Origin of the sequence: Micromonospora sp. A202, assembly GCF_006715105.1 — a bacterium.
In the GTDB taxonomy this organism is placed as follows: Bacteria; Actinomycetota; Actinomycetes; order Mycobacteriales; family Micromonosporaceae; genus Micromonospora; species Micromonospora zamorensis.
This window is the reverse complement of record NZ_VFMP01000001.1, coordinates 1,707,774-1,719,914: the sequence shown is the minus strand read 5'-3', so window position 1 is coordinate 1,719,914 and position 12,141 is coordinate 1,707,774. Positions and strand designations below refer to the sequence as shown.

The window sequence follows — 12,141 nt, the reverse complement described above, 5'->3', positions numbered from 1 at the left end:
GGGACATGACGCCAGCGCAGGAGACAGCCCTGAACAATCCGGGGACCCCGGAGTGGGTGCGTCGACCGACCAACCTCGCCAGGGCGGTCACCGCCGAACTCGTGCAGCGCATCGTCCGTGGCGTCCACCCGTCCGGGACGTCCCTGCCACCCGAACCGGTCCTCTGCGACACCTTCTCCGTGAGCCGGACCGTCGTCCGGGAAGCCGTCAAGATCCTTCAGGAGAAGGGGTTGGTGCAGGTCCGCCAGGGTGCCGGCACCATGGTCACCCCACCGTCACACTGGGACATGCTCGACGAGCTCGTCCTCGCGGCCACCATCGCCGAGGACGACAGCCTCGCCATTCTGGACGACCTCGTCGTCACCCGGCGGGTGCTGGAGTCCGACATGGCGAACGTCGCCGCCCGCCTCGCCGACGCCGAGACTGTCGACCGGCTGCGCGCCATGGTGGACCGGATGGACGAGCTCGTCGACGACCACGTCACGTACCACGACCATGACCGGGCCTTCCACGACACGATCATGCAGGCATCCGGGAACCGCATCGCCCGCGGCGTCGTGCGGGCACTGGAAAGCCAGGTCATCAACACCGCCCGCTACATGGGCCGCACCGAACGCTCGCTGTGCGTGGCATCCAACAAGGGCCACCGACGCATCTACGAGCGCATCGCCGCCCACGACTCCGAGGGCGCCGCCCAGGCGATGTTCACCCACATCACCGAGGCCTGGCTGGTCCGCCGCAGCGGCTCGGGCAAGCCGGTACGTCTTCAACGCTGAAGGGCGGCAGCTCCAACGCTGAGGGCGGTGGCGCCTGCTCCCGCGGTCTCGGAGCAGGCGCCACCGCCGATGTCAGCGCCGGCCTCGCCGGCGACCGGGATCAGGAGAACTGCGCGAAGAACCTCCAGATCTCACCCTTGGTCCAGGTCGTGATGCCGCTCTCGGCGTAGGTGCCGTCCACCGGACCGGGCATGTGACCGTTGTCGTACGCCGCCCACTGCACCGGGTAACCGGACCGGCAGCCCGAGTAGGTGGTCGTGATGTGGGTGCGGCTGCCCGCGCCCGGCTCGGGCGGGTTCTGCGCGGTGCACCCGTTGTTGCGGACGAACGTGTCCCGCAACGACCGCCCCTGGGAGATGCTCAGGACGTTGTCCGAGATGCCGTGCAATCCGAAGTACGCGATGGGCTGCGTGCCGCCGCTGCAGCCGCTGATCTGCCCGCCGGAGATGACCGCGACGGCCCGGAAGACGGTGGGCCGCGCGCAGGCGATGGCGTAGCTCATGCCGCCGCCCCAGCTGAAGCCGAGGGCGAAGCGCTGCCTCGGGTTGATGCAGAGGCTGCTCTCGATCCGGGCGATCATGTCATCGACGAAGGTGATGTCCTCACCGCCGGCGTTGCCCCAGCCGTTGCCGAACCCCTGGGGCGCGACCAGGATCGCGCTGTTGTTCGACTGCTCCTGCTGCCCGTAGTAGGACCACGGGGTCCCGCTCGTGCCGCCGGAGGAGATCTCCTGCATGGTGCCGCCTCGCCAGTGGAACGCGAAGATCAGCCGGTACGGGTTGCTGTTGTTGTAGTTCGCGGGCACCCGCAGGATAAAGGTGCGGCTCTTGCCGTTGGTCTGGATGGTGTGCGTGCCACTGGAGAGCGTCGGCGCCTTGCCGCACCCGCTGCCGCCTGTCGGCGGCGGGTTGCCGCTGTCCGTGGGGACGAGTTGCCACTGCTGGTTGGCGCCACCCCAGTCGGCGTACTGCACGATGTTGCCACCGTCGGCGGTGGACGCTCCCTGCACCTCGACGGCCTTGCCGCTGTGCCGGCTGATCAGCCGCACGTGGCCGCCGTCGGAGTCGGCCAGCCGGAACTGCTGGTTGGTCCCGTTGAGGTCGGACCACTGCACGATCGCTCCGCCGTCGGCGGTCGAGAAGTTGCTGACGTCGAGGACCTTGCCTGAGTGCCGGGACTTCAGCCGGTAGAAGCCTCCCCCGGAGTCCACGAACTGCCATTGCTGGTTCGCGCCGTTGTTCCGGGTCCACTGGCTGATCCGTGCGCCGTCGTTGGTGGCCGAGCCGTACAGGTCCAACGCCTTGCCGCTGTTGCGATTGACCAGGACGTACCAGGCGTTGGTGTCCACGGTCGCCGCAGAGGCGGGGGACGCGTTGACCGCCACGAGCGTGCTGGCCGCCATGACCGCGGCCGCCGCTGCGGCCAAGCCTGACCGCCAGCGACGTCTCCGTGGAGAGGCGGGACGAGCCTCACCGATGGCCTTCATGGTCCACTCCTTCGATCGGGGTCATCCACGAGCAGAACGCACGCGGGTGCCCTGGCGTGCGTGCCGACGTCTGGTGGTGGCGTCAGCACGTCTGGGGGGATGAGTGCGGGCGAGATGCGGCGGTCACTATCCGATGCGGACCAGCTGCCACTGCTGGTTGCTGCCACCCCAGTCGGCGTACTGGACGATGTTGCCGCCGTCGGCGGTGGACGCGCCCTGCACCTCGACGGCCTTGCCGCTGTTGCGGTTGATCACACGCACGTAGCCATCGGATGACTGGGCGAGCCGGAACTGCTGGTTGGTGCCGTTGCCGTCGCTCCACTGCACGATCGCCGCACCGTCGGCGGTGGAGAAGTTGTAGACGTCGAGCACCTTGCTGGAGTTCCGCGACTTCAGCCGGTAGTAGCCGCCGCCCGAGTCGACGAACTGCCACTGCTGGTTCACGCCGTTGTTGCGCGTCCACTGGCTGATTCGCGCCCCGTCAGTGGTCGCGTTGGCGTACACGTCCAGGGCCTTGCCGCTGTTGCGATTCAGCAGGACGTACCAGGCACTGGTGTCCACCCCGGAGCCCGGCGGAGGCGTGGTCGGCGGGGTCGAGCCGGAGTTGAGCGCGTCCAGGACGGCCGTGTACGCGGCCTTCTTGTTGCCGTTGCAGTCGAACAGCAGGGCGTTGTCCGAACCCCGCCACGAGTCACAGTCCCGCACACCCCAAGTCGTGATGCCGGTGCAGCGCGAGACGGCCAGGCAGGCTCGGGTGACCGCACCGAAGATGCTGGCCTGGTTGCCGCCGGTCATCACGTCCAGCTCGGTGATCTGCACGTCCACACCGAGGTCGGCGAAACGCTGCAGATTCGCCTGGTAGTCACCGGCCAACGACGTGCCCAGGTGCGACTGGAAACCCACACAATCGATCGGCACACCACGGGACTTGAAGTCCCGCACCATGTTGTAGATCCCCGTCGACTTCGCGTTGATCCCATCGGTGTTGTAGTCGTTGTAACACAACTTCGCACCCGGATCCGCCGCCCGCGCCGCCCGGAACGCCGCCTCGATCCAGTCGTTACCGGTGCGCTGCAGGTTCGAATCACGACGCCCACCACCGCCACCGTCGGCGAACGCCTCGTTCACCACATCCCACGAGTGGATCTTGCCCCGGAAATGCGTCGTCACTTGCGTCACATGGTTGATCGCCGCGTTCCGCAACGCGCTACCCGACATCCCCTGCGCCCAGCCCGGCTGCTGCTGATACCACAACAGCGCGTGACCCCGCACGCTCATGCCGTTGGCCTGCGCGTGACTGACCAACCGATCACCACCGCCGTAGTTGAACTGGCCCTGCTGCGGCTCGGTGGCGTCCCACTTCATCTCGTTCTCGGCCACGACACTGTTGAACTCACGGTTCAGGATGGTCGTGTACGCGCTGGTGGAGAGCTTGCCCGTCGCGACGGCCGCACCGAAATAGCGGCCCTTCTCCGCCGCCGCGGCCTTCAGGGTCGTGCCGGCGGCGGCTGCGGGATTCAGCGCCACGGTCATACCGGTGGTGAGGGCGACGGCGAGGGTCGCCGCCGCCAGCATCTTTCTCATGGGCTTCATGTCGTTCCTTTTCAGTGGTTGCATCGGTGGTGGTGATGTGCCACTTCACTCGGGACAGATGGCCGAGCCGGCCATCCTGGCCACCAGGCGTCGGCGCGCCCGGTCCGAGAGGACTGCCGGCACCTGCCGGGTCCCGAGGTGACGTCCGCATGCCCTGGGGACGTCGCGATCGGAGGTACGACCCGTGCGGCTCGCCCGGTGAGCCACCACAACGATCGACCTCTATATCGAGAGTGAGCGATAACATGTCGTTCGTCAAGACGTAACGAGCCGTTCACGCCCATCTCCCGGACCGCCGCGTTTCGCCCGGTACCAACGGGCCCGCAGCAGCCGTGGTCAGCAGCCACGCGAGCCGCAGCGCCGCGCCGCCGGAGTGCTGCCGTACGGCAACGCTGTTATCGCTCACAGTCGTCAGCCGAGGACGACCGTCGACTTCTCGCGGTTCACGGGCAACCGGTGGCCGGGCCGCCCGGGGCCGGCTGCGCCGGGTCCGCGTCGACCCGCAGTCCGGCGAGGATGTCGGCGGTGGTGTGCGCCTCGATGCCGGGCTGGGCGGCATCGGTGAAACGGGCGACGACGGCCCGTACGTGTCGTTCGGCGGGTGCGGCGAGGCCGTCGTAGACGGCCGCGAACAACTCGCGGGCCGGCCGCCTGAGCCATCCGTCCGGAAGGAGTTCCACGGGCAGTTGCGGGTCGAGGACGGGAAAACGGCGGAAGGTGTCCATGATCTCGGTACGGGCCCGCACAGCGGCGGCTCCGTCGACCGCCCCGGACGTCACCGGGGGCAACAGTGGCGTCCAGCGCCTGAGGAACTCCTCGTAGCTGCGACTGATCGCCTCGACGTCCCAGGCCTCGATCGGGGCACGGTGACCGGCCAAGTCGAGCGCGACCTGCCGTCCGCGAAACACCGTGACAGCACCGTGGGTGAGCTGGTCGAGCTGTGCCCGAGCGGGAGCGGTCAGTTCGCGGGGCGAGATCCACAACCCGTCGTACAACGGCGCGTATCCGAGCCAGCGGAGCTGGGCGCGCAGGGCCCGTCGCTGCGTGCTCAGGCCCTGGGGCAGCGAGAAGGCGACGACCGTCCAGCACCCGTCCCACAGTGCCGCGGCCGTGGTGGAGGTGATGATCCAGTGGCCGCCGGCGGAGAGGTTGGCGGCGGCCGCCCGGCTGAGCCGGTAGGAACTGCGCCGCCCCAGCCGACTGCCCTCCAGGACGCCACGACGGGCCAGCCGGCTGATCGCGGTACGCGCCCCGGCCGTGGTCACGCCGGTCTCGGCGAGCAGCTCCACGATGGCGGCGGACGGGAGGGCAGCCCTGGTCCGCAGCGTGTAGTCCGCCAGCAGGGTCACCGCGACGCCCTGGGGTGAGTTGCCCACCTGCCGCCGGGGCAGTCGGAGTGGCTGGTCTCCGTCGTCCGGATATATCTCGTCGATGTCGAACGGGCTTGCCACAGGCGCTCCGTGCTCCTCAGGGACGGTGTGACGACTGTAGACGGACCGCCGCCGAGCCGGGTCGCGGTAGCCGCCCTCGATAGAGAAGCTTCGATTGACACTTGTCGGTCCCCGGGGAACACTAATTGCCACACGATGCCGTCCGGAGCCGGGCAGGGCGAGTCACAGACAGCGGGCATCGCGCGATCACCCGCGGGAGCCGGGCGTCCCCGCCAGCGGACCGCGCAGCCAATCCCAGCCTGCACAGGCAACCGAAGGAGTCGTTCGTTGAGAACCAGAAGGAAACTGCTACTCGCCCTCGCCATGACACTGGTGGCTGCCGGCCTGGTGGTCCCCGCGATCCGACCCGCGTACGCGGCGTCGCTGACCGAGGTGACCAGCTTCGGCGACAACCCGGGCCGGATGCGAATGCACGTCTACGTGCCGGACAACCGCCCGGCCAGGCCGGCCACCGTGGTGGCCATGCACGGCTGCGGCGGGTCGGGCCCCGGCTTCTATTCCGGCAGCGAGTTCGCCAGCCTCGCCGACCGGTACGGGTTCATCGTGATCTACCCGTCCGCGACCCAGCAGGCCGGCTTCGGCAACTGCTTCGACGTCTGGTCGGACACTGCCAAGCGCCGCGGCGGTGGCAGCGACCCGGTGTCGATCGTCTCGATGGTCCGGCACGTCCAACAGCAGTACGCCGCCGACCCGGACCGCGTCTACGCCACCGGCAGCTCGTCCGGCGGCATGATGACCAACCACATGCTCGCCCTCTATCCCGACCTGTTCAAGGCCGGCGCGGCGTTCATGGGGGTGCCGTACAACTGCTTCGCCAACGCGGCGGACTTCCCGCCCACCAGCAGTCAGTGCACCGGCGGTGCCATGAACCGGACCCCGCAGCAGTGGGGTGACGCGGTGCGCCAGGCGTACCCCGGCTATTCCGGCCCCCGCCCGCGCGTGCAGCTGTGGCACGGCACCAACGACACCCTCGTGCCGTACTCGTTGTTGACCGAGACGATCGAGCAGTGGACCAACGTGTTCGGGCTGAGCCAGACACCGACCTCCACCGACACTCCCCAGGCCAACTGGAACCGGCGGAGGTACGCCGACACCAGCGGCACCGTCCAGGTCGAGGCGTACAGCATCCAGGGCGCCGGGCACAGCCTGCCCTCCAGCGGCATGGCCGCGTCCGCCATCCAGTTCTTCGGCCTGACCAACCCGACGACGCCACCCCCGACCACCCCGCCCCCGACGACGCCGCCGCCGCCGCCGACCACACCGCCGCCGGCTCCCGGCACCTGCGGTGTGACAGTCGCCATCAACGCCTGGAACACCGGCCTGACCGAGAACATCACCGTCACCAACACCGGCACCACCGCCGTCAACGGCTGGTCCCTGGTCTTCACCCTGCCCTCCGGGCAGACCATCACCTCAGGTTGGAACGCCTCCTACTCCCCGAGCTCCGGGCAGGTGACTGCCAAGAACGTCGCCTACAACGCCGGCATCCCCGCCAACGGGTCGGTGACTATCGGCTTCCAGGCCACGCACTCTGGTAACACCGCCAAGCCCAGCGCGGTCACCCTCAACGGCGCGTCCTGCGCGGTCTCCTGACACCAGCCGACGCCCGACGAGTCCGTGCGCCGGTCACCACTCAGGTGGTGACCGGCGCACGGGTCGTTCCGGCATGGTCAGCGGTAACCCGCGGTCACCACGTTGGCCTGCACGGCGTTCTCGGTGGCGTCGGACGGATAGCCGGCGACCATGGCCCCCTCGTAGAAGGTGCCGGCGCTCAGGTTCGCGCCGCCGTCGGGCTTGCAGCAGTCACCGCCACTGCCCAGGATGATCGCGCCCTGCTTCCTCATCGGGCTGTATCCCGGCGGGAGCGAGCCGTCCCAGAGCGTGTAGAGGCTGCCGGACTGAGCGTTGCTGCCCTTGATGGCAAAGCGGCTCACGCCGTTGTTCTTGAGTGTCGCGGTCACGAACTTGCTGGTGAAGGCGCGCTGGTTCGGGTTCCAGGAGCTGCTTCCGCCGGGGAACAGACCCCACTCCAGGTCGGCCTGCACCCAGGGGCCACTGCCCGAGCAGCCGCCGAACCAGCACTGCGTACCGAAGTTGATGGCGTCCATCGCCCCGGCGGCGTCGGCCTTCCTCGTCGTCTCGCTGTTGCCGTAGTCGAAACAGCAGCCGCTGTTGACGTGCGTGCCGCTGGTCACCATGTACATGCCCTCGGGAGCCGCGCCGGTGGGCACCCCGGTCAGGTGGCCGTCGCGCCAGTAGCTGTTGCCGGGGTTAATGTAGAGCGAGTACGCCTTGGCGCCGCCCACCGTCAGGGACTCCGACGTCGCGGTCGCCGGCCTGCTCTGCGGTGACCCCGGAACCACGCTCGACCCCTGATACCAGAGGTCGTTGCCGCGCCCGGACTGGTCGAAGACGACAGTGATCACGCAGGTCGTGCCGGAGCAGAACGAGTCCTGGGTCGCCGCGTTGGCGGTGCCACCCGTACCCGTGAGCCCGATGTTGCGGGTCGTGTTGTCCGACGAACGCCGGACCTGGTAGAGGTTGCCGGCGTACGCCTCGTAGAGCGCCCGCGTCGTGCTGTGCGCCGCGATGCACGGGGTGCCGCCGGAGGCGTAGATGTCGCACGGGCGTGAACCGGTCGGCGGGTTGGTCGGAGGCGGAGTCGTCGGCGAGGCCCACTGCTGGTTGGTGCCGCCGTTGCAGGCCCAGAGGATGATCTTCGTGCCGTTCGCGGTGGCGGCGCCGTTGGCGTCGAGGCACAGCCCGGACTGCACGCCGGTGACGGTGCCGTTGCTGTTGACGTTCCACTGCTGGTTGTTCTGGCCGTTGCAGTCCCAGATGATCGCCTGGGTGCCGTTGGTGGTGCCTCGGCCGGAGGCGTCCAGGCACTTGTTGCCGTACACCTGGAGTTGTCTGGTCGACGTCCAGGTCCAGGTCTGGCCGGCAGCGCCGTTGCAGTCCCACAGTTGCGTCTGGGTGCCGTTGGTGGTGCTGGAGTTGGGCACTTCGAGGCAGCGGCCGGACGCCGTACCGATGATCGGGGTGCTCTGCCCCGGCTCGATGGCTGCCGCCAGCGGTGCCGCAGCGGCTGCCTCGGCGGTCGGCGAGGGGGCGCCGGGGGTGGCGCCGATGCCGACGAGAACGCCGACCAGCGCGCCGGCCAGGGCGGTCAGGCGTCGGGCGCGATGGCGCCTCGGGATGAGTTCGGGGGCTTTACCTGGCCCACCGGGGGACGGGGTTCGCACGAGGTTGCTCCTCGGAGTCGTGAGGGCGTGGGGGATTGTCGACGCGCCAGGGCGGTGGTCACGGCGGCGGTGATGGCGAATCGATTCGCAGCGAATCGTATGACCTTTGTTGAATTCATGTCAATAAATGTGCGTCTCTGGCGAGGCGCTGGCCGGTGGGCGGACAGCCAGCGCCTCACCTCCCCCGAGACGCCTACCGGCCCAGGACCCGCCACGTCTGGTTCAGCGGGTTGCCCTGGCCGGCTCCGATGCAGGTCCACTGGTGGACCGGCGCCCGCGCCGCCGTGGAAACCGTGCTGACGTCGACGCACTTGCCGCTGTGCCGGGCGACGAGTTGGTAGTCGTGCGAGTCGTTGCCCGAGTAGGTCACCTTGCGCAGGGTGAACTGCTGGTTGGTGCCGTTCAGGCAGGTCCACTGGTGCACGGCCGCGCCGTCGGCGGTGGACACGCCACTGACGTCGAGGCACTTGCCGCTCTGCTGGTTGACCACCGTGTAGGTGTTGGCCACCCCGGCGACCGGGCGGAAGTTCCAGAGCTGCTGATCACCGCCCTCGCAGTAGAACTGCTGCTGGACCGTGCCGTCGGCGGTGCTCAGGTTGGGGTTGTCCAGGCACTGCTGCGAGTGCTGGGCCACCGCCACCGACTGGAAGCCGCCGTCCATAGGCGGCAGCAGGGTGACCGTGTAGGTGTCGGTCTGGTTGGCGTACGGCACTGTCACTGTGACGTTGTTGTTGGAGACGCCGACCACGCTGTTCGAGACGGTGATCGGCCCCTGCACGGCGCCGCCGCCGTTGTGGGGAATGCGCTGGGTGAGGACCCGGACCTGGTTGTTCTGCACGATGCCGCTGGTGGCGTCCAGGCGTTGCAGGTTGACTGTCAGGTTCCCGGTGGTACGACCACCACCGACCAGCACCTTCGCCGCGCCGGTCGCCCTGGTGGCGTACGCGTCGTAGGACTGGCTGGGGGTCACCGCGACGATCTGCCCGGCCTGGGAGGCGTAGTAGCGGTAGGCCCACCACTCGCCCCTGGGCTGGTGCTGACCGGCCGAGTTGCGGATCAGCAGGTTGCCGAGGTCGTTGTGCAGGCTGCCGCCGCTGGCCCAGTTCGCCCGGAGGCCGTCCGCCCGGGCCCGCTCCAGGCGCGCGATGTACCAGGCGCCGTCGGCCGGGTTCTGCTCGTCGGGGGCGCCGTACTCGTTGATCTGGTACGGCCGCGGGTGGGCGATGCCGCGCGGGTCGAGGGTGGCGTTGGCGGCGGCGACGTTGGCGACCGGGTCACCCGGCAGCGAATGCCAGCTGATGATGTCCGGCACCGTGTTGGTCGAGCGGACGAAGTCCAGGTACTGGTTCCAGAAGGTGTGCGTCGTCGACGGCACGCAGGCGCAGCTCGGCCCGACGATGAGCTGGCTGGGGAACTCCGCTCGGATGCGCTGGTAGGTGCGGCGCCACAGTTCGAGGTACTGCGAGATCGGGCGGTTCCAGAAGATGGTGATGTTGGGTTCGTTCCAGATGTCCCACTGCACGGACAGCCCGGACGCCCGGACGTCGCTGATGAGTCGGGTCAGGAAGTTGTCGTAGTCGGTCCAGTTGCCGTTGTCGCCAGGGAAGCGGGAGATACCGGCACCGTCGGCGCCCCAGAGGTCGTGCGGCAGGATGATGAACTTCCCACCGAGGGCCGTGGTCCGATGGGCCTGGGCGACTGTGGAGTTCCACCGCCGGTCGTAGGTGCCACCGACCCAGCCGCTGCCGGGAAGCTGTGCGCCACCGGCGCGCATGTACTGGAACTTGACGTCTCGGTAGAAGTGGTCGGCCGGGCCGCTGGCGTTCTCGGTCATGCCGTAGATCCAGCCGGACGCACGGTAGGTCGGCGTGCCGCTGGTCGTGGAGAAGTCGACGCTGATCGACTCGTTCGCTGCCTGGGCCGGGGACGGGACGACGGTTACGGCGGCAGCGGCGGCGAGCAGGCCGACCACGAGTCGGGCGACGAGCGCACGGGCTCGGCCTGACCTGCCGCAGGACGGGGTTTTCACGGGCGGCTCCTTGGTGGGGCGCGGGGGACGCTCTCCGGAGGCAGCACTTGCGAATCGATTCGCACGGATCGTAGGACCGGGGACTGATCTGTGTCAATGAAGTGAAGACCCGATGAAGCTGGCGTTTCCGCCCAGGTCCCCGATGGGCTGGCCGATCCCTTGACCCGCAGGTGTGGACAGACCTATCTTCGGGCGAACCGATTCGGCGAATCGGTTCGCCTCATGGTCGGACTGGGTCCGACCCGCGACGGTCACCCGCACACCCCACCTGACGATCGACTTGAAGTGAGGCAACACATGACAGGACTCAGTCGTCGGCGGCGCCTGGCCGCCGTTGTCGTGATGGCGCTCGCCGCAGCGGCGGGCAGCGCCTGCTCGTCGTCCACCGACGACCCCGCCGAAGGCGGCGCCTACGTCGTCTGGGACCCGTACCCGCAGTTCGCCGACGACTCCGACTGGGTCACGCTGCTCAAGAAGTGCGGCACCTCCGCCGGGGCGACGATCGAGCGGACCGGCTACGACACCACCGACCTGACCAACAAGGCGCTGCTCGCCGCCCAGCAGGGCAACTCGCCGGACGTGCTGATCGTGGACAACCCGGTGATCTCGACACTGGCCGAGGCCGGCGCCCTCACCACCACCGACGACAACAAGCTGGACGTCTCGGCCATGGAGAAGAACCTGCTCGGCGCCGGCCAGAGCGAGGGCAGGACGTACGGAGTGCCGATCGGGGCGAACACACTTGCCCTCTACTACAACAAGGATCTGCTGACCGCCGCCGACGTCGACCCGGCCACGATCAAGGACTGGACGTCCCTGACCGCGGCGCTGACCACGGTCAAGGCCAAGGGAAAGAAGGGCATCACGTTCTCGGCCATCGGCACCGAGGAGGGCAGCTTCCAGTTCCTGCCCTGGTTCTGGGGATCGGGAGCCCAACTGACCACTCTGGACTCGCCGCAGGCGGTGTCCGCGCTGACGCTCTGGGCGGACTGGCTCAAGCAGGGCCACGCCCCCAACTCCGTCATCAACAACACCCAGACCACGAGTTGGCAGGAGTTCGCCACCGGCGACTACGCGTTCGCCGAGAACGGCACCTGGCAGCTGGCCAACGCGGAGAAGCTCGGTTTCTCGTACGGCACCATCGCGATCCCGGCCAGCGCGGGTGGCCCGGCCCCCGCGCCCACCGGCGGTGAGTTCGTCTCCATCCCGGTGCAGAAGAACACCGGTCGGTACGACACGTCGCAGAAGCTCGTCGCCTGCCTGACCAACGCCGACAACCTCCTCACCACCGACACCACGCTCTCCTACGTCGCGCCCGTCGCCGCCGTCCAGGATCGACAGGCCACCGCCGACCCCAAGCTCAAGGTGTGGGTCGAGGCGGTCCGAGCGGCCAAAGGCCGCACCGGCGACAACCTCGGCACGAAGTATCCGAAGATCTCCGAATCGCTGTGGACCGCGGTGCAGGCGGCGCTCAGCGGCGGGAAGTCGCCGCGCGAGGCGCTGACCGCCGCGCAGGCCGCCGCCACGACCAGGTAAGCACGCCGAACCGACACCATGCCCC

The 12,141-nt window shown here is 68.7% G+C and carries 8 protein-coding genes; 3 read left to right on the top strand and 5 right to left on the bottom strand.

Annotated elements, in window-relative coordinates; genetic code table 11:
- Window positions 1-5: 5 nt before the first annotated feature.
- The gene (locus tag FBZ33_RS08005; RefSeq protein WP_088947070.1) at window positions 6-776 is read left to right on the top strand and encodes a FadR/GntR family transcriptional regulator; all 771 of its coding nucleotides are present in this window, start codon (window positions 6-8) and stop codon (window positions 774-776) included.
- Window positions 777-876: 100 nt separating this feature from the next.
- Here FBZ33_RS08005 and FBZ33_RS08000 read toward each other — a convergent pair whose 3' ends face one another.
- The 3 genes from FBZ33_RS08000 to FBZ33_RS07990 all read right to left on the bottom strand — a co-directional run bounded on the left by FBZ33_RS08000 (window position 877) and on the right by FBZ33_RS07990 (window position 5,306).
- On the bottom strand, window positions 877-2,262 hold the full coding sequence (locus FBZ33_RS08000; RefSeq protein ID WP_141908553.1) for an RICIN domain-containing protein: 1,386 nt from the start codon (window positions 2,260-2,262) through the stop codon (window positions 877-879).
- Window positions 2,263-2,388: 126 nt separating this feature from the next.
- Entirely contained in the window at window positions 2,389-3,855 is a 1,467-nt protein-coding gene (locus tag FBZ33_RS07995) for an endo-1,4-beta-xylanase (protein ID WP_141908552.1), read from the bottom strand.
- Between the two features lie 443 nt (window positions 3,856-4,298).
- Entirely contained in the window at window positions 4,299-5,306 is a 1,008-nt protein-coding gene (locus FBZ33_RS07990; RefSeq protein ID WP_141908551.1) for a PaaX family transcriptional regulator C-terminal domain-containing protein, read from the bottom strand.
- A 267-nt stretch (window positions 5,307-5,573) separates the two neighbouring features.
- On the opposite strand from FBZ33_RS07990, the gene FBZ33_RS07985 reads away from it, so the two are divergent.
- Entirely contained in the window at window positions 5,574-6,899 is a 1,326-nt protein-coding gene (locus FBZ33_RS07985) for a PHB depolymerase family esterase (RefSeq protein WP_185755247.1), read from the top strand.
- A gap of 77 nt (window positions 6,900-6,976) precedes the next feature.
- On the opposite strand, the gene FBZ33_RS07980 is transcribed toward FBZ33_RS07985, so the two are convergent.
- Window positions 6,977-8,551: an arabinofuranosidase catalytic domain-containing protein gene (locus FBZ33_RS07980; protein WP_221629440.1), complete on the bottom strand. Its 1,575-nt coding sequence runs from the start codon at window positions 8,549-8,551 to the stop codon at window positions 6,977-6,979.
- A 193-nt stretch (window positions 8,552-8,744) separates the two neighbouring features.
- Window positions 8,745-10,580, bottom strand: coding sequence for an RICIN domain-containing protein (locus tag FBZ33_RS07975; RefSeq protein WP_141908550.1), 1,836 nt, complete (start codon window positions 10,578-10,580; stop codon window positions 8,745-8,747).
- A 297-nt stretch (window positions 10,581-10,877) separates the two neighbouring features.
- Here FBZ33_RS07975 and FBZ33_RS07970 point away from each other — a divergent pair, with 297 nt between their 5' ends.
- A complete protein-coding gene (locus tag FBZ33_RS07970) occupies window positions 10,878-12,116 on the top strand; it encodes an extracellular solute-binding protein (RefSeq protein ID WP_141908549.1) in 1,239 nt (412 codons plus the stop codon).
- Window positions 12,117-12,141: the final 25 nt, after the last annotated feature.